This is a genomic window from Paraburkholderia sp. BR14312, assembly GCF_040948675.1.
Lineage (GTDB): Bacteria > Pseudomonadota > Gammaproteobacteria > Burkholderiales > Burkholderiaceae > Paraburkholderia > Paraburkholderia nodosa_A.
In genome coordinates this window covers 183,883-201,354 of record NZ_JBFPKI010000010.1, presented here as the reverse complement: position 1 = coordinate 201,354, position 17,472 = coordinate 183,883, and the positions used below count along the sequence as shown (strand labels likewise).

14 protein-coding genes are annotated in these 17,472 nt (G+C 64.6%); 2 read left to right on the top strand and 12 right to left on the bottom strand.

What is annotated here, in order from left to right:
* Positions 1-28 precede the first annotated feature (28 nt).
* From AB3X98_RS27135 to AB3X98_RS27080, 12 genes are all read right to left on the bottom strand, one after another.
* Positions 29-778: an ABC transporter ATP-binding protein gene (locus AB3X98_RS27135; protein ID WP_368603726.1), complete on the bottom strand. Its 750-nt coding sequence runs from the start codon at positions 776-778 to the stop codon at positions 29-31.
* Positions 775-2,562 (bottom strand): ATP-binding cassette domain-containing protein, encoded by a 1,788-nt coding sequence (locus AB3X98_RS27130; protein WP_368603727.1) that lies wholly within the window; start codon positions 2,560-2,562, stop codon positions 775-777. The genes AB3X98_RS27135 and AB3X98_RS27130 overlap by 4 nt, the downstream gene beginning before the upstream one ends.
* A 4-nt stretch (positions 2,563-2,566) precedes the next feature.
* Positions 2,567-3,622 (bottom strand): branched-chain amino acid ABC transporter permease, encoded by a 1,056-nt coding sequence (locus AB3X98_RS27125; protein WP_069264458.1) that lies wholly within the window; start codon positions 3,620-3,622, stop codon positions 2,567-2,569.
* 233 nt (positions 3,623-3,855) lie between these two features.
* Positions 3,856-5,025 carry an ABC transporter substrate-binding protein gene (locus AB3X98_RS27120; RefSeq protein ID WP_069264460.1) on the bottom strand — a complete coding sequence of 390 codons (1,170 nt, stop codon included), beginning with the start codon at positions 5,023-5,025 and terminating at the stop codon, positions 3,856-3,858.
* Between the two features lie 282 nt (positions 5,026-5,307).
* The gene (locus AB3X98_RS27115) at positions 5,308-6,474 is read right to left on the bottom strand and encodes an ABC transporter substrate-binding protein (protein WP_368603728.1); all 1,167 of its coding nucleotides are present in this window, start codon (positions 6,472-6,474) and stop codon (positions 5,308-5,310) included.
* Positions 6,475-7,164: 690 nt separating this feature from the next.
* The gene (locus AB3X98_RS27110) at positions 7,165-8,136 is read right to left on the bottom strand and encodes a branched-chain amino acid ABC transporter permease (RefSeq protein WP_069264465.1); all 972 of its coding nucleotides are present in this window, start codon (positions 8,134-8,136) and stop codon (positions 7,165-7,167) included.
* On the bottom strand, positions 8,136-9,020 hold the full coding sequence (locus AB3X98_RS27105; protein WP_368603729.1) for a branched-chain amino acid ABC transporter permease: 885 nt from the start codon (positions 9,018-9,020) through the stop codon (positions 8,136-8,138). The genes AB3X98_RS27110 and AB3X98_RS27105 overlap by 1 nt, the downstream gene beginning before the upstream one ends.
* 108 nt (positions 9,021-9,128) lie before the next feature.
* Positions 9,129-10,346, bottom strand: a complete 1,218-nt coding sequence (locus tag AB3X98_RS27100; RefSeq protein ID WP_069264469.1) for an ABC transporter substrate-binding protein — start codon at positions 10,344-10,346, stop codon at positions 9,129-9,131.
* Between the two features lie 118 nt (positions 10,347-10,464).
* Entirely contained in the window at positions 10,465-11,235 is a 771-nt protein-coding gene (locus AB3X98_RS27095) for an ABC transporter ATP-binding protein (RefSeq protein WP_069264471.1), read from the bottom strand.
* On the bottom strand, positions 11,232-12,011 hold the full coding sequence (locus AB3X98_RS27090) for an ABC transporter ATP-binding protein (RefSeq protein WP_028203291.1): 780 nt from the start codon (positions 12,009-12,011) through the stop codon (positions 11,232-11,234). Before AB3X98_RS27090 ends, AB3X98_RS27095 begins: the two co-directional genes overlap by 4 nt.
* Before the next feature lie 370 nt (positions 12,012-12,381).
* Complete coding sequence (locus tag AB3X98_RS27085) at positions 12,382-14,085, bottom strand: GMC family oxidoreductase (protein ID WP_368603730.1); 1,704 nt, start codon at positions 14,083-14,085, stop codon at positions 12,382-12,384.
* A 114-nt stretch (positions 14,086-14,199) separates the two neighbouring features.
* A complete protein-coding gene (locus AB3X98_RS27080; RefSeq protein ID WP_368603731.1) occupies positions 14,200-15,723 on the bottom strand; it encodes a CoA-acylating methylmalonate-semialdehyde dehydrogenase in 1,524 nt (507 codons plus the stop codon).
* 112 nt (positions 15,724-15,835) lie between these two features.
* Here AB3X98_RS27080 and AB3X98_RS27075 point away from each other — a divergent pair, with 112 nt between their 5' ends.
* Positions 15,836-16,723 (top strand): LysR family transcriptional regulator, encoded by an 888-nt coding sequence (locus tag AB3X98_RS27075; RefSeq protein ID WP_368603732.1) that lies wholly within the window; start codon positions 15,836-15,838, stop codon positions 16,721-16,723.
* 206 nt (positions 16,724-16,929) lie between these two features.
* Positions 16,930-17,454, top strand: coding sequence for a class IV adenylate cyclase (locus AB3X98_RS27070; RefSeq protein ID WP_069264482.1), 525 nt, complete (start codon positions 16,930-16,932; stop codon positions 17,452-17,454).
* The last annotated feature ends 18 nt before the right edge of the window (positions 17,455-17,472 follow it).

Sequence of the window (17,472 nt, the reverse complement as noted above, 5' to 3'; positions counted from 1 at the left end):
CCGCTCATTTCTACAGCGATAGACGAAGTCAGACCGGTTTCTTCGCCAACCCGAGATACGTTTCGATCACGCGCGGGTTCTGCGCCAACTCCCCCGCCGGTCCTTCTAGCGCCAGGTCGCCAGTTTCCAGCACGTAGCCGTAGTCGGAAATCTGCAGTGCAGCGCGCGCGTTCTGCTCGATGAGCAGCGTCGCGACGCCCGTTTGCCGCAGCGCGCTGATGATGTGGAAGATTTCCTTCACGATCAGCGGTGCGAGACCGAGGCTCGGCTCGTCGAGCATCAGCAGATCGGGCTTGCCCATCAATGCGCGGCCGACTGCGAGCATCTGGCGCTCGCCGCCCGAGAGCGTACCTGCCGCCTGTGCGCGGCGTTCTTTCAAGCGCGGAAACAGCGTGAAAACGGGTTCGAGCTGGTCGAGGAAATTACGCTCACCGGCGCGCTTGCGGCGATACGCGCCGAGCACGAGGTTGTCCTCCACCGTCATCGAGGCAAACAGTTCGCGCTTCTCCGGCACGAGACACATGCCACGCGCCACGCGCCGCTCGATCGGCAGCGCGCCGATCTCCTCGCCCATATAAGCTATGCGGCCGCTCGCATGTCCCGTCACGGGCAGCGCGCCCATGATGGCGTTGAGCAGCGTGGACTTGCCCGCGCCGTTGGGACCGATCACGGAGACGATCTGCCCCGCGCCCACCCTGATCGCCGCCTTGTGCAGCGCCTCGATCTTGCCGTAGCGAACGGCGAGTCCGGAAACTTCCAGTACGGGTGCCGTCATCATTCCACCCCGCCCAGATACGCTTCCAGAACGGCCGGATCCTTCTGCACCTCTTGCGGCAAACCTTCCGCGATACGCGTGCCGAACTCCATCACCACGAGGCGGTCGGTGAGATTCATCACGAAATCCATGTCGTGTTCGACCAGCAGCACGCTCATCCCCTCTTCTCTCAGCTTGCGCAGCAATGCCGCCAACTGTTGCTTTTCCTTGTAACGCAGGCCAGCCGCAGGCTCGTCGAGCAGCAGCAAGGTCGGATCGCAGCACAGCGCGCGGGCAATCTCGAGGATGCGCTGCTGACCGAGCGCGAGGCTGCCCGCTTCGTCATACATATGCTGTTCGAGGCCCACGCGACGGATCTGCTTTGCGGCCTCGCTCATGAGCCTCCCTTCTTCCGTGGCATTGAGCTTGGCCACACTGCGCAACACGCCCGCGCGACCACGCAGGTGCGCGCCGATGGCGACGTTCTCGAGCACCGTCATCGTCGGCAGCAGCTTGACGTGCTGGAACGTGCGGCCAATACCGCGCGCGACGATTTCACGTGAAGTGAGGCGGTCGATGCGCTCGCCGCGGAACGTGATCTCACCGCTGGTCGGCTGAAGCACGCCGGTCACGAGATTGAAGGTCGTCGACTTGCCCGCACCGTTGGGACCGATCAGGCCGATGATCTGCCCCGCCTTCACTTCGAAGCTCACGTCGTTCACCGCCACGAGACCGCCGAACTGCTTGCGCGCCTTGTTCACCGTCAGCAGCATTTCGCCGGTGGCCGGCTTGCTGCGCTGCGGCAAAGCCTCGGCATGCTCGGGCACATGTGCCTGGGGACCACGCGGGAAGAAGCGCGCCACGAACGGCCAGACGCCGCGCCGCGCGTATTGCAGCAGCAGCACCATCAGAATGCCGAACACGATGATCTCGAAGTTGCCGTTCTCGCCGAGCAGCTTCGGCAGCAGGGTTTGCAGCCAGTCCTGCAGCACGGTGAGAATCGCCGCGCCCAGCACTGCGCCCCAGACGTGCGCCACGCCGCCCACCACGGCCATGAAGAGATATTCGATGCCGTGATTCAGACCGAACGGCGTCGGGTTCACCGCGCGCTGCAAGTGCGCGTACAGGAAGCCCGAAACGGCTGCGAGCACGGCCGCATAGACGAAGATCACCACACGCATCCAGCCGGTGTTCACGCCCATGGCCTCGGCCATCATGCCGCCGCCGCGCAGCGCGCGAATCGCGCGCCCCATGCGGCTATTAAGCAGATTCTGAACGGACACCACGGACGCAAGCACCACGACCCAGATCAGGTAGTAGATATGACGGCCCGATTCGAGGTCGATGCCCAGCACGTTCAGCACGGGAATGCCGTTGATGCCGTCGTACTTGCCGAGCATGTCGAGGTTGCCGAACAGGAAGAACAGCGCGAGGCCCCAGGCGATCGTGCCGAGCGGCAGGAAGTGGCCCGACAGACGCATCGTGACGAGCCCCAGAACGAGCGCCACGAGCGCCGTGATCACCACGCCGACGATGAGTGCCAACCAGGGCGAAACGCCGTACTGCGTAGTCAGATAAGCAGTCGCGTAAGCCCCGAGCCCGACGAACGCCGCCTGCCCGAAGCTCGTCATCCCGCCGATGCCGGTGAGCAGCACGAGCCCGATCGCGACGATCGAATACAGGCCGATGTAGTTGAGCAGCGTGATCCAGTACTCGGGCACGTGCACCGGATGCGGCAGCACCGGCAACGCGAACATCACCACGAGGAACAGCCAGAAGAAGCGGTTGTGCATGACGAATCGTTTCATCGCGTCACTCCTCTTCCTCTTCGGCGTGCGGCGTCGAGAGCGAGCGCCACAGCAGCACCGGGATGATCAGCGTGAACACGATCACTTCCTTGTAAGAGCTCGCCCAGAACGACGAGTACGACTCCAGCAGGCCCACGAGCACGGACCCTGCCGCAGCCAGCGGATAGCTCACCAGGCCGCCGATAATGGCGCCGACGAAGCCCTTGAGGCCGATCAGAAAGCCCGAGTCGTAGTAGATGGTGGTGAGCGGCGAGACGAGAATGCCGCACAGCGCACCGAGGCCCGCGGCGAGCGTGAACGCGAGCCGCCCGGCCTGCGTGGTGCCGATGCCGACGAGCCGCGCGCCGAGCCGGTTCACCGAGGTCGCGCGCAGCGCCTTGCCCGAGATCGTGCGATCGAAATAGAGATACAGCGCGACGATCAACACGGCGGCCGTGCCGATCACCCAGAGGCTTTGGCCCGAGATCGACAGGCTGCCGATGTTGAACGTGGCGTCGGAGAACGCGTTCGTGCGCGAGCCTTCCGCGCCGAACATCACGAGCCCGAGGCCCACCATCGCGAAGTGCACGGCCACCGCTACGATCAGCAGCAGCAGCGTGGTCGCCTCGGCGATGGGCTCATAGGCGAGGCGATAGATGAACGGCCCCATCGGCACCACGATCGCAAGCGTGAGCGCGATCTGTACGAGCATCGGCAACTGCTGGCTCGCTACGCCGCGCGTGACCGCATAGAGCGCGATGGGAAAGAGCAGATACTTGCCGGCAAGCGTCACGAGCGTGCGCGCCGCGTGGCGCCGCCGTTCGGCGTGACGCACGAGCCCGGCGGTCTCGACCAGGAAGCACGCCGCACCGAGCGCGACGAGCAGCCAGCAGGTGGCCGGAAACTTCTGCGATTGCAGCGCGGCGAGCGTGAGCGCGCCATATGAAACGAATTCGCCCTGCGGAATGAAGATCACCCGCGTCACGGAAAACACCAGCACCAGGGCGAGCGCTAGCAGCGCATAGATCGCACCGGTGGTGATGCCATCCTGCGCGAGGATCGCGGCGATCGATAAATCCATACTCCCCTCTTCCTGAAACCTTCTGGAACCTGGAAAAACAGCGGCGTCGAAAAACGGCAATGCGGGAAAGAACCGCCGAAGGCGCGGTTCGGCCTTCGGCTGTGAAAAGCCGGTGCGCAGCAACGGAGCTGCGCACCGGTCATGCTCGTACGTGATTCTCAGTGGCCAGAATGACGCTGTAACGCGCGCGTGTTCCACGGGAAAACGCACTGCGCTTTCCCGTGCGCCGCACGTTATTCGCTCTGCAGCTTCCACTTGTTGTTGACGATCTCGACGATCACGCGTGCGCGCTGGTCGAGGCCCGCATGATCCGTCGAGCTCATGTTGAAGATGCCGTGCGCGCCCGCCGCGTCCTGCGAGTTTTCGAGCGCGGCGCGCAGCGCCACGCGGAACGCCTCGGTGCCCGGCTGGCCCGCCTTCAGCGCGACCGGAATCGCGCGCTGAAGCAACTGGCCGGCGTCCCATGCATGACCGCCGAAGGTCGCCACCGTGCCAACGCCATAGGCCTTCTCATAGGCCGTCTTGTAGGCCAGTGCCGACTTCTTCACGGGGTTCGAATCGGGCAACTGGTCGGCCACGAGAATCGGGCCGGCGGGCAGCAGCTCGCCTTCGCAATCCTTGCCGCAGACGCGCAGGAAGTCGTTATTCGCCACGCCGTGCGTCTGATAGATCTTGCCCTTGTAGCCGCGATCCTTGAGCGTGGTCGCGGGCAGCGCCGCGGGCGTGCCGGAACCGGCGATCAGGATCGCATCGGGGTTCGCCGACATCAGCTTGAGCGCCTGGCCCGTCACCGACGAGTCGGTGCGGTTATAGCGCTCGTTCGCCACGATCTTGAGGTTGTGCTTGCCGGCCGCGCTGGTGAACTCCTTGAGCCAGCTGTCGCCGTAGGCGTCGGTGAAGCCGATGAAACCCACCGTCTTTACGCCCTGCTTCTCCATGTAGCTCGCGAGCGCGTCGGCCATCAGGCTGTCGTTCTGCGGCGTCTTGAAGGCCCACTGACGCTTCGCGTCGATCGGCTCGACGATCGCGGCGGATGCGGCGAGCGAAATCATCGGCGTCTTGCCCTGCGCGACGACGTCGAGCATGGCGAGCGAGTTCGGCGTGACCGACGAGCCGATGATGGCGTCCACGTGGTCTTCGTCGATCAGCTTGTGCGTGTTCTGCACGGCCTTGCTCGTGTCCGAGGCGTCGTCGAGCACGATGTACTGCACGCTCTTGCCCGCGATCTCCTTGGGCAGCAACGCGATGGTGTTCTTCTCGGGAATGCCGAGCGACGCGGCCGGCCCCGTTGCCGAAAGCGTCACGCCAATCTTCACCTGCGCGGCGGCGATGCCCGCCGTGCCCATCAGCGCCGCTGCGAGTCCGGCACTAATCGAGCTCAATACCCACTTCTTCGTTTTCATTGCGCGTCTCCAAACGCTTGGTCTGCGTGTTGTCGATTGATCCTGCGCCGATTACTAGGATGTTCGTGAATCGGCGCCGGCCTTTGAGTGTAGTAATCGGGATCGCGCGTGTAATGCATGGTTTTCCCTGCCTGCGGCGCCGCACAAGCCGCCGCGCGCCAGGGTGCGCTCTCCGCTTTGTCGCCTGCTCCCCTACTGCTGCAAAGCCGTTGTCACGGGAACAAAAAAGGCACCTCGATCGAGCGTGCCTTTTTCGTGTTTCGTGCGTCATTCAACCGGCGCTCAATCGCCGGCGAGTTTCCACTTGCCGCCGACGATCTCCACCATCACGCGGGCACGCTGGTCGAGACCCGCGTGGTCCGTCGTGCTCATGGTGAAGATGCCGTGCGCGCCTGCCACGTCGTGCGAGTTTTCAAGCGCGGCGCGCAGCGCTTCGCGGAAGGCCTTCGAGCCCGGCTGACCCGCTTTCAGCGCGACCGGAATCGCGTGCTGGAGCAGGAGGCCCGCGTCCCACGCGTGACCGCCGAACGTCGAAATCGAGCCTGCGCCATAGGCCTTTTCATACGCGGCCTTGTACGCAAGCGCCGATTGCTTCACGGGATTCGAGTCAGGCAATTGATCGGCGACGAGCAGCGGCCCTGCCGGTAGGTATGTGCCGTCGCAGTCCTTGCCGCACACGCGCAGGAAGTCGTTGTTGGCCACGCCGTGGGTCTGGTAGTACTTGCCCGCGTAGCCGCGCTCCTTGAGCGTTTTCTGCGGCAGCGCGGCCGGCGTGCCCGCACCCGCGATGAGCACCGCGTCGGGGTGCTGCGAGATCATCTTGAGCACCTGGCCCGTGACCGAGGCATCGTTACGCGCGAAGCGTTCGCTCGCGACGACCTTGATGTTCTGTTTCGAAGCGGCCGCGCTGAATTCCTTGTACCAGCTCTCGCCATAGGCGTCTGCGAAGCCGATGAAGGCCACCGTCTTCACGCCGTGCGCGGCCATGTGCTGCGCGATGGCGCCGGCCATCAGCGCGTCGTTCTGCGGCGTCTTGAAGACCCACGAGCGCTTGGCCTCCATCGGTTCGACGATGGAGGCCGCTGCGGCCATCGAGATCATCGGCGTGGACGTTTCCGCGGCCACGTCGATCATGGCGAGCGAGTTCGGCACGACAGTCGAGCCGATCAAGGCGTCGACGCGATCTTCGCTCGTGAGCTTGCGAGCGTTCTTCACCGCCTGGGTGGAATCGGTGGCGTCGTCGAGCACGATGTAATCGACTTTCTGGCCCGCGATTTCCTTCGGCAGCAGCGCAACCGTGTTCTTTTCCGGAATCCCGAGCGAGGCAGCCGGCCCCGTCGCCGACAGCGTCACTCCGATCTTCACATCTGCATACGCCCCGCCGGCCGTCGCCGCGAGCACCCCGGTCGCGACGCAAGCCGCCCCCATCCAACGCAAAACCAACTGCATCTCCACTCCTTCTATATTCGTTTTCTTTATTGCTACGGATTTGTGGCGCACCGCGGCCGATCACCTCATAGTCCAACCGATAATCGTCTGCGGGAAATCAACGCAAAAATGCTGACCGCATGGTCGGTGATTGGCGAGTGTAGCGGTCTGCGTATTCGGATGGCAAGCGCTTTCCATCTGCTTACAGTGAGCAGGATTGCGCGCGCCTTTTGCGTAATGCGCAAACGCTTGTGCAGTGGGCAAAGTACTGCCGCGCGGCTGGTTTGCGTAATACGGGAAGGGATAATCGGTGCGTACGAAGATGCGTAAGTCGCATGCCTCGCAACGGAAAAAAGATAATCGGCTCGCCGTTGAAAACAGGCGTAGAAATATAAAAAGCGCTGTTGGACTCTCATCCAACAGCGCTTCCTTGTCCGGGCACTTGGTGCCTCAGTTGTCTCCTCGTTCTCCACCTGCAAATTCGGTGCATCAGAACTAAGCGCAACTTTAAACTTCACCCCCCGCTGCAGCAACTAGCATTTACCCTAGTGGTGCAGTGCGGCACCGAAATGGGGCGTGGCGCCACAGGTTTGTCGCACAACGGGGCGCTGCGGGATGCCGCAGCGCGACGTCCTTGCGCGGGCTATGCCAGCTCGCGCCGACCGGCGATCATTCTATCGCAGTGCAGAGCAGTCCTGGCACGCCAGTTCGTCAAGCGCGCAAGGGCCGCACGCGCGCCACGACCTCGCCGACTATGCCGCGCCGGAACGCCAGCACGCAGGCAATGAAGATGATGCCCGTGACGATCGTTGTGGACTCACCGAGTGAGCGGAACCACTCCACGCCCGTCCCTCTCGCGAGCGCCGTGCCGATGTCGCCCAGCCGGTCCTCCAGCGCGACGATCAGCGTCGCGCCGAGCAGCGGCCCGAACAGCGTGCCCATGCCGCCCACGAGCGTCATGAGGATCACGAGGCCGGACATGGTCCAGTACGCGTCGCCGAGCGTCTCGAAGCCGAGTACGAGCACCTTGAGCGCGCCGGCCAGACCCGCGAGCCCCGCCGACAACACGAACGCGAGCAGCTTGAAGCGGTCGGTGTCGTAGCCGAGCGAGACGGCGCGCGGCTCGTTCTCCTTGATCGCCACGAGTACCTGCCCGAACGGCGAATGCACGATGCGCACGATCAGACCGAACGCGAGCACCATCACGACGAGCACGACGTAGTAGAGCGAGAGATCGGAACCGAGCGAAAGCACGCCGAACAGCTTGCCGCGCGGCACGCCTTGCAGACCGTCTTCGCCGTGCGTGAACGGCGCCTGCAGGAACACGAAGTAGACCATTTGCGCGAGCGCGAGCGTGACCATGGAGAAGTAGATGCCCTGCCGGCGAATCGCGAAAATGCCTACCACGAGCCCGAGGACGGTGGCCACCGCCGTGCCCGCGAGCACGCCCACCTCGGGCGTGAAGTTGAGCGACTGGATCGCATAGCCTGCCGTGTAGCCCGCGCTCGCGAGAAACATCGCATGGCCGAACGAAAGCAGGCCCGTGTAGCCGATCAGCAGGTTGAACGCCGCGGCGAACAGGGCGAAGCAGAGCACCTTCATCACGAAGAGCGGATAGGCGCCGGCGAACGGCGCGACGATCAGCCCGATCAGCAACAAACCATAGAGCGCTTTTCTTTGCATCATCGTTCCTTGCCGAAGAGACCAGCGGGGCGAATCAGCAGCACGATCGCCATGATTACGAACACCACGGTCGCGGAGGCCTCGGGCCAGAAGACCCGTGTGAAGCCTTCGATCACGCCGAGCATGAGGCCGGTGAGGATCGAGCCCATGATCGAGCCCATGCCGCCGATCACGACTACTGCGAATACAGTGATGATCATCGGCTGGCCCATGAGCGGCGAGACCTGGATCACGGGCGCGGCGAGCACGCCCGCAAACGCCGCGAGTGCGACGCCGAAGCCGTAGGTGAGCGTGATCATGAGCGGCACGTTGATGCCGAACGCCTCGACGAGCTTGGGGTTCTCCGTGCCCGCGCGCAGATACGCGCCAAGGCGTGTTTTTTCGATCACGAACCAGGTCGCGAAACACACGGCAAGCGAAGCCACCACCACCCAGGCGCGGTAGTTGGGCAAATACATGAAGCCGAGATTGGTCGCGCCGGCGAGCAGGCCGGGCACATCATAGGGCTGCCCCGACGAGCCGTAGATCGAGCGGAACACGCCCTCCACCACGAGCGTGAGGCCGAAAGTGAGCAGGAGTCCGTACAGATGATCGAGCTTATAAAGCCAGCGCAGCATGGAGCGCTCGATCACGACGCCGAACAGGCCGACCACGAGTGGAGCGACGACGAGCATCGCCCAGTACGGCAGATCGAAGTACGCGAGCCCCATCCATGTGAGCATCGCGCCCAGCATGAACAACGCGCCGTGGGCGAAGTTGATCACGTTGAGCATGCCGAAGATCACCGCGAGACCGAGACTCAGGATCGCGTAGAACGAGCCGTTCACGAGCCCGAGCAGCAACTGGCTCAGCATTGCCGGAAGCGGAATGCCAAAAATCGTCATGAGAGCCGCCATGAATGCATTAACGGATTACGCAATCATGCCGCGCCCGGCGCACCCACCTCGGGGCGCCGGGCGCGGCATCCGACTGCAGCATTTACGCGCTCGCGCTTACTTCCACAGCGCGCACTTGCTCTCCTGCTTCGTCGTATAGGCCTGCTCGCCCGGGATCGTCTGCAGCACCTTGTAGTAGTCCCACGGCTTCTTCGACTCCGACGGCTTCTTCACCTCGACGAGATACATGTCGTGGATCAGCACGCCGTCCTGGCGAATGTAGCCGCCCTTGGTATAGAAGTCGTTGACCTTGGTCTTCTTGAGCTGCTCCATGACCTTGTCGGAGTCCGTCGTGCCGGCCGCCTGCACCGCCTTCAGATAGTTCGTCACCGCCGAATAGTCAGCCGCCTGCAGTTCGGACGGCATCTTCTTCGTCTGGTCGAAGTAGCGCTGCGCCCACTTGCGCGTGTCGTCGTTCTGGTCCCAGTACCAGCCGGTCGTCAGCACGAGGCCCTGTGTGGTGTCGAGCCCAAGGCTGTGCACGTCGGGCAGGAACATCAGTAGCGCCGCGGTCTTCATCGTCTTGTTGATGCCGAATTCCTTCGCGGCCTTGATCGCGTTGACCGTGTCGCCACCCGCGTTCGCGAGGCCGAGGATCTGCGCCTTCGAGGCTTGCGCCTGCAGCAGGAACGACGAGAAGTCCGACGCCGAGAGCGGATGGCGCACTTCGCCGAGCACCTGGCCGCCGTTCGCCTTCACGACGTCCGCGGTGTTCTTCTCGAGCGACTTGCCGAACGCGTAGTCTGCGGTCAGGAAGAACCAGCTCTTGCCGCCCTGCTTGAGCACCGCGAGGCCCGTGCCCTTCGCGAGCGCGACCGTGTCATAGCCGTAGTGGACCGTGTACGGCGTGCACTGCTCGTTCGTCAGGGCGTCCGTGCCCGCGCCCGTGTTGAAGTACACCTTCTTCTTCTCTTGCGCGACCTGGTTCATCGCCAGCGCCGTCGCCGAGTTCGTGCCGCCGAGCAGCATGGTGAGCCCGTCACGGTCGAACCATTCGCGCGCCTTCGAGGCGGCGATGTCGGCCTTGTTCTGGTGATCGGCGTACTCGATCTGGATCGGCTTGCCGAGCACCTTGCCGCCGAAGTCCGCGACCGCCATCTTGATCGCCGTGAGGCCGCCCTGGCCGTCGTCGTCGGCGTAAAGGCCGGACATGTCCGTGATGAAGCCGATCTTCACCGCGTCGTCGGCGGCCTGCGCGCTCCCCGCGCTGAACGCCATCGCAGCTGCCGAGGCGGCAAAAAGGCCCGCGAGCCGCGCGAACGTGGTTTTCTTCATTGCAGTCTCCTTCCTTGGTTGCGTAATTATCAGGAATACTCCATGAACATCGGAGGCAAAGCGATTCGCGCGGCGCTCATCTCACGCTCACGTCGCGCGCAAAACCAGATCAAAAAAATTAAACGCCCAGCAGGTCGTGCAGCACCGGCATCTTTCCCTCGAGTTCGGCAGTGCCGAAGTGCTCGACGATACGCCCGTGCTCCATCACGTAAAAGCGGTCCGCGAGCGGCGCCGCAAAGCGGAAGTTCTGCTCGACCATCACGATCGTGTAGCCGCGCGACTTCAGCGTGAGGATCATGCGCGCGAGCGTTTGAACGATCACCGGCGCCAGCCCTTCGGATATCTCGTCGAGCAGCAGCAGGTTCGCGCCCGTGCGCAGGATGCGCGCCACGGCGAGCATCTGCTGCTCGCCACCGGAAAGCCGTGTGCCCTGGCTGTTGCGCCGTTCGGCGAGATTGGGAAACATCGCGTAGATCTCGTCGAGCGACATGCCCTGCGCCAACTTCGCCCCTTTCGTGCCGATGTGCGGCGGCAGGAGCAGATTCTCTTCACACGAGAGGCTCGCGAAAATGCCGCGTTCCTCGGGGCAATACCCCACGCCGCAGTGCGCGATGCGATAGGTGGGCATCTGGATGGTCTCGCGCCCGCCAATCCGGATCGAGCCCGTGCGCCGGCCGGTGAGCCCCATGATGGCGCGCAGCGTCGTCGTGCGCCCCGCGCCGTTGCGCCCGAGCAGTGTCACGACCTCGCCGCGCCCGACGGACAGATCCACGCCGTGCAGGATGTGCGACTCGCCATACCACGCCTGCAGCCCCGCAATCTCCAGCGCCTTCGCGCTCTCGGTCGCGCCGGCGGCCGCAGTCGTCTCGCGTTCGGTGACCGTATTCATGCGTGCGCCCCCGTAAGGGCAGCGTCCGCACTGCCCATATAGGCCTCGGCGACGAGCGGGTTCTTCGAGACTTCGGCGTAGCTGCCTTCGGCGAGCACCTCGCCGCGCTGAAGCACCGTAATGGTGTCGGAGATGCCGGCAATCACGTTCATGTTGTGCTCGACCATGAGGATCGTGCGCCCGCTCGATACTTTCTTGATGAGCGCCGTCACGCGGTCCACGTCTTCGTGGCCCATGCCCTGGGTCGGTTCGTCGAGCAGCATCAGCTCGGGCTCCATCGCGAGCGTCGTGGCGATTTCCAGCGCGCGCTTGCGGCCATAGGCGAGCTCGACCGTGGGCACATCGGCGAAATCGGTGAGGCCCACCTGCGTGAGCAGATCCATCGCGCGATCGTTGAGCTCCGCGAGCGTGCGTTCGCTCTTCCAGAAGTGGTAGGCGGTGCCGAGCGAGCGCTGCAACCCCACGCGCACGTTCTGGAGCGCCGTGAGGTGCGGAAATACGGCCGAAATCTGGAACGAGCGGATGATGCCGCGCCGCGCGATCTGCGCGGGCCGCTCATGCGTAATGTCGATGCCGTTGAAAACGATGCGCCCCGCGCTGGGCACGAGGAATTTGGTGAGGAGATTGAAGCAGGTGGTCTTGCCTGCGCCGTTCGGTCCGATCAGTGCATGGATCGAGCCGCGGCACACGCGCAGGTTCACGCCGTTCACGGCCGTAAAGCCCTTGAACTGTTTCGTGAGGTCGCGCGTCTCCAGAATCGTGTCGCCGAGAATCATGTCCCCTTCCGAGCGTGGTAAGGCGTAACACTGCAGACCGTCCGTGACTCGTGGTGCACGGTGAGGTCCGGCGCGGACGTGGCGGCGCGCCTCCCGATGCGCGCAACGCGCGCCTGCCGACTTTCGCGTCATTGTCTCGCCAATGATGCAGCGCAATCATTGGGATTTGCACTTAAGGGAGCGCCACAAGGACAGCGAACATTACAACCGGAAGTTGACGACAGTACGAAGAAAGATGCCCACATGTTAGGCGCACGATCACCGCAAACCCGAAACTCACAGACGTACAAAAGCACGCGAGCGGAAGCGCTTGCGCTCGCGTCCCACATAGTCTTCGAATCGACGCTATCTTGCGCGTCGCTCCATGCCCTCAGGCGGTCGTCAGCGTGACACCGGCGGCGGCCTCCGTTTGCGCACGCGAAGCCTCGCGGCGGTCGGCGCGCAGCATCTCGGCGGCGCGCTCCGCGATCATCAGCGTCGGCGAATTCGTGTTTCCCGAGGTAATGGTCGGCATGACCGAGGCGTCCACCACGCGCAGGCCCTCCACGCCGCGCACACGCAGGCGCGCGTCGACCACGGCGTCGGGGTCGTCGGCGCGGCCCATGCGGCAGGTGCCGACGGGATGAAAAATCGTCGTGCCGACATTGCCCGCCGCCTCGCGCAGCTGCTCCTCAGTCTGGAACGCGAGCCCCGGCAGAATCTCATGCGGCTGGTAGCGCGCGAGCGCGCCCGAAGCCGCGATGCGCCGCGTGAGCCGTATCGCGTTGGCCGCCACGCGCAGGTCGCGATCGGTCGACAGATAATTGGGCGCGATCGCAGGCGGCTGCGACGGGTCCGCCGACACGGCGTGGATGCTGCCGCGCGACGTGGGCCGCAGGTTGCACACCGAGGCGGTGAACGCGTTGAAGCGATGCAGCGGCTCGCCGAAGCGGTCGAGCGAAAGCGGCTGCACGTGATACTGGAGGTCGGGCCGCGTGAGCGTGGGATCGCTCGGGTCCGATTTCGCGAATGCGCCGAGCTGCGAGGGCGCCATCGACATGGGCCCGCTCTGGAAGAACGCGTACTGCATGGCGATCATCAGCTTGCCCCACCAGTGCGCGGAGGCCGTGTTGAGCGTACGCACGCCGTTCACGCGAAACGCCATGCGCAATTGCAGATGGTCCTGAAGGTTCTCGCCCACACCGCGCAGATCCTGCACGACGCCAATGCCGAGCTGCGCGAGCCGGGCAGCGTCGCCGATGCCAGAAAGCTCGAGCAATTGCGGCGAATTCACGGCACCGGCGCTCAGGATCACTTCACAACGTGCCCGCGCGACGTAGTCGACGTCGCCGCGATACTCCACGCCCACGCAGCGCTTGCCTTCGAAGATCACCCGCTGCGTGAGCGCGCCGGTGACGACCGTGAGGTTGGGCCGCTTCATCGCCGCGCGCAAGAACGCCTTCGACGCATTCCAGCGCACGCCGCGCTTCTGGTTCACTTCGAAATAGCCCACGCCGCTGTTGTCGCCGCGATTGAAGTCGTCGGTGGCGGCAATGCCCTGCTCCTGCGCGGCGCGCGCGAACGATTCGAGAATCTGCCAGCGCAGGCGCTGCTTCTCCACGCGCCATTGGCCGCCCGCGCCGTGAAACTCACTCGCGCCGCCGTGATGGTCTTCGCTGCGACGGAACACGGGCAGCACGCTGTCCCACGACCAGCCGGAATCGCCGGTCTCGCGCGCCCAGTTGTCGTAGTCTTCGCGCTGGCCGCGCATGTAGATCATGCCGTTGATCGACGACGAACCGCCCAGCACGCGCCCGCGCGGGTACGAAAGCGAGCGGCCGTTGAGGCCTTTTTCGGCGGCGGTCTTGTAGAGCCAGTCCGTGCGCGGATTGCCGATGCAATACAGGTAGCCCACGGGAATGTGGATCCAGTGATAGTCGTCCGCGCCGCCCGCCTCGATGAGCAGCACGGAAACGTCCGCGTCCTCGGTCAGGCGATTGGCGAGCACGCAGCCCGCGGTGCCCGCGCCAACGATCACGTAGTCGAATTCGCCTTCGAGGCGGCGCGCGGCCTGAGCTTCGCTCGGTGCAGGCATGATGTGTCTCCAGCGATGACTGCTCTCTTTATGTTGTATTTTTGGACTGCGATTACTGCGCCGGACGGCATCGAACGCTTCGGATTCCTTTCGAACCGCCCGGCTCCCGGCCGCCTACTTCGCCACCGGCATGGTGAACTCCGCGCCCTTGGCGATGCTGTCGGGCCAGCGTTGCATGATGCTCTTGTAGCGTGTATAGAAGCGCACGCCTTCCTCGCCGTACGCATGGTGATCGCCGAACAGCGAGCGCTTCCAGCCGCCGAACGAGTGCCATGCCATCGGCACCGGAATCGGCACGTTGATGCCCACCATGCCCACCTTGATCTGGCGCGAGAAGGCGCGCGCAACGCCGCCGTCCGAGGTGTAGCACGACACGCCGTTGGCGAATTCGTGTGCGTTGATCAACTCGACGGCGCTCGCGAAATCGGGCACGCGCACGACCGACAGCACCGGACCGAAGATCTCTTCCTTGTAGATCGTCATGTCGGTCTTCACGTCGTCGAACAGCGTGCCGCCGAGGAAGAAGCCCTCCTCATGACCATCCACCTTGTGGCCGCGCCCGTCCACGACGAGCTTCGCGCCCGCCGCCACGCCGGCCTCGATATAGCCCTGCACTTTCGCGCGATGCACGCCCGTGACGAGCGGCCCCATTTCCGAGGCGCCGTCCATGCCGCTGCCGATCTGCAGCGCCTTCACGCGCGGCGAGAGCCGCTCGACGAGTTCGTCGGCGATATGGCCCACGGCCACCGCCACCGAAATCGCCATGCAGCGCTCGCCGGCCGAGCCATAGGCCGCACCGATCAGCGCGTCGACGGCCTGGTCGAGGTCCGCGTCGGGCATCACGACGAGGTGATTCTTCGCGCCGCCCAGCGCCTGCACACGCTTGCCGTGTCTCGTGCCTTCCGTGTAGATGTACTCCGCGATCGGCGTCGAGCCGACGAACGACAGCGCGGTGACGTCCGGATGCGCAAGCAGCGCGTCCACGGCCACCTTGTCGCCATGCACGACGTTGAACACGCCGTCGGGCAGCCCCGCTTCCTTGAGCAGTTCGGCAAGCCGCACCGAAGCGGAAGGATCGCGCTCCGAAGGCTTCAGCACGAACGTGTTGCCGCACGCGAGCGCGATCGGGAACATCCAGCACGGCACCATCATCGGGAAGTTGAACGGCGTGATGCCGGCGACGACGCCCAGCGGCTGGCGCAGATTCCAGTTGTCGATGCCCCCGCCGATCTGGTCGGTGAAATCGGTCTTCAGCAGATTGGGAATGCCGCACGCGAACTCGACCACCTCGATGCCGCGCATCACCTCGCCCTTGGCGTCGGAGAACACCTTGCCGTGTTCGCGCGTAATGAGTTCGGCGAGTTCGTCGTGATGCTGGTCGAGCAGATCCTTGAACTTGAAGAGAATGCGCGCGCGCTTGATGGGCGCCATTTCCGCCCACGCGGGAAAGGCTGCCTGCGCGGCGGCAACGGCGGCGTCGACCTCCGCCACGGTGGCGAGCGGCACGCGCGCGCTCACTTTGCCGAACGCCGGATTGAAAACGTCGCCATGACGCTCGCTCGTTCCAGCCAGCGGCTTGCCGTTGACGAAGTGGGTCAGCATGTGGACGCCGGCTTCGTTTCGATGTGTCTCGCCCATGGGTGTGCCTCTTTTGTCGTGAAGCCTCAATCCAGGTAGCGTAATCGCGAGGCTGGGGCGCGATCCAATGATTAATGCTCAACAGCGATATAAGGCGGTTTAATATCAGGATATGGACCTGACCTTGCTCCGAGCGTTTGTCACGGTCGCGCGCGAGGGCAACCTCACGCGCGCGGCCACCCATTTGCATCTCACGCAGCCGGCCGTGAGCCTGCAGATCAAGCATTTGCAGGAGGCGCTGGGCATCGCGCTCTTCACTCGCACCTCGCACGGGCTCGCGCTCACGCGCGACGGCCAGGCGCTGCTGCCGCACGCCGAACGCGCGCTCGCCGCCGCCGGCGACGTCCAGCGCGCCGCTGCTGCGCTGCGCCACGAAGTCCGCGGGCGCTTGCGCATCGGCACCATTCTCGATCCGGCGTTCCTGCGCCTCGGCGGCTTTCTGCGCCAGCTCGTCGAAACCTGGCCGCAGATCGAAACGGCGCTGCGCCACGGCATGTCGGGCTGGGTGCTCGACCAGGTGCGCTCGCGCGAACTCGACGTGGGCTACTACATCGGCCAGCCCGTGCCCGACCCCGACACCTTCCACGCCATCACGCTCACGCGCTTCCAGTACCGCGTGCTCGCGCCGGCAGGCTGGAAAGACCGCGTGAAGGATGCGCGCGACTGGCGCGCACTCGCCGCGCTGCCATGGATCTGGACTCCGCCCGCCTCCGCGCACAATCGCCTGCTCACCACGCTGTTCGAGGCCGCGCACGCCAAGCCGGTGAAGGTGGCGGAGGTGGACCAGGAGCCGTCGATGCTCGACCTCGTCAAGTCGGGCGTGGGCCTCACGCTCGCACGGGATTCCACGGCCCTCGCCGAAGCCCACGCGCACGGGCTCACCATCGTCGAAGGCGTGACGGTGCCCACGGAACTCACCTTCATCACGCTCGCCGCGCGGCGCGACGAGCCCACCATCGCGGCGGCACTGAAGTCGATCGAAACGCAGTGGGCGATATGAGCCGCGCTCATGAAGACGCGCGCGCCCCGTTCATGTCTGACGTAAGCGCAGGCCTGGTCGCGTAACAGCGCTGTCGCCCAAGTTTTGATAGATTGGGAATCCGCTCCGCGTTTTCGGCACGCCCACGGGTGTGTTCACCCTGCGCGGCGCGTTTCCCCGCTTCTCCCATCGTTCCCCTTGTTCTCTTCGTTCGACAGGAGCCTTGCATGGCCCGCAACATCGAAATCAAAGCCCGCGCTCGTCAATTCGACGCCTTGCGCGACCGCGCTTCCCAGCTCGCCACCGAAGCGCCGCTGATCTTTCGCCAGCAGGACTTCTTCTATGACGTACCGCGCGGCCGCCTGAAGCTGCGCCAGTTCGACGACGGCACGCCGCCCGAGTTGATCTTCTATCAGCGCGACGACCGCGACGGCCCGAAGGCCTCGTACTACACGCGCAGCCCCGTCACCAATGCCGAGGCCATGCACTCACTGCTCGCCACGGCGCTCACCACGCGCGGCATCGTCTCGAAGGAGCGCCACGTGTATCTGGCGGGCCGCACGCGCATCCATCTGGACCGCGTGGATGGTCTCGGCGACTTCGTCGAACTGGAAGTGGTGCTCGGCCCCGAGGACGACGAGCAAGGCGGCGAAGCCGAAGCGCACGCGGTGTTCGCGAAGCTCGGCGTGGACGAAAGCGATCTCGTCGCGGTGGCTTACGTGGATCTGCTCAATACGGCCAACGCGGCCTGACATCTGCAATTGGCATAG

Coding starts and splice junctions, on each gene's coding strand:
- AB3X98_RS27135 (WP_368603726.1), bottom strand. CDS start 778: ATGATGACGGCACCCGTACTGGAAGTTTCCGGACTCGCCGTTCGCTAC.
- AB3X98_RS27130 (WP_368603727.1), bottom strand. CDS start 2,562: ATGAAACGATTCGTCATGCACAACCGCTTCTTCTGGCTGTTCCTCGTG.
- AB3X98_RS27125 (WP_069264458.1), bottom strand. CDS start 3,622: ATGGATTTATCGATCGCCGCGATCCTCGCGCAGGATGGCATCACCACC.
- AB3X98_RS27120 (WP_069264460.1), bottom strand. CDS start 5,025: ATGAAAACGAAGAAGTGGGTATTGAGCTCGATTAGTGCCGGACTCGCA.
- AB3X98_RS27115 (WP_368603728.1), bottom strand. CDS start 6,474: ATGCAGTTGGTTTTGCGTTGGATGGGGGCGGCTTGCGTCGCGACCGGG.
- AB3X98_RS27110 (WP_069264465.1), bottom strand. CDS start 8,136: ATGCAAAGAAAAGCGCTCTATGGTTTGTTGCTGATCGGGCTGATCGTC.
- AB3X98_RS27105 (WP_368603729.1), bottom strand. CDS start 9,020: ATGACGATTTTTGGCATTCCGCTTCCGGCAATGCTGAGCCAGTTGCTG.
- AB3X98_RS27100 (WP_069264469.1), bottom strand. CDS start 10,346: ATGAAGAAAACCACGTTCGCGCGGCTCGCGGGCCTTTTTGCCGCCTCG.
- AB3X98_RS27095 (WP_069264471.1), bottom strand. CDS start 11,235: ATGAATACGGTCACCGAACGCGAGACGACTGCGGCCGCCGGCGCGACC.
- AB3X98_RS27090 (WP_028203291.1), bottom strand. CDS start 12,011: ATGATTCTCGGCGACACGATTCTGGAGACGCGCGACCTCACGAAACAG.
- AB3X98_RS27085 (WP_368603730.1), bottom strand. CDS start 14,085: ATGCCTGCACCGAGCGAAGCTCAGGCCGCGCGCCGCCTCGAAGGCGAA.
- AB3X98_RS27080 (WP_368603731.1), bottom strand. CDS start 15,723: ATGGGCGAGACACATCGAAACGAAGCCGGCGTCCACATGCTGACCCAC.
- AB3X98_RS27075 (WP_368603732.1), top strand. CDS start 15,836: ATGGACCTGACCTTGCTCCGAGCGTTTGTCACGGTCGCGCGCGAGGGC.
- AB3X98_RS27070 (WP_069264482.1), top strand. CDS start 16,930: ATGGCCCGCAACATCGAAATCAAAGCCCGCGCTCGTCAATTCGACGCC.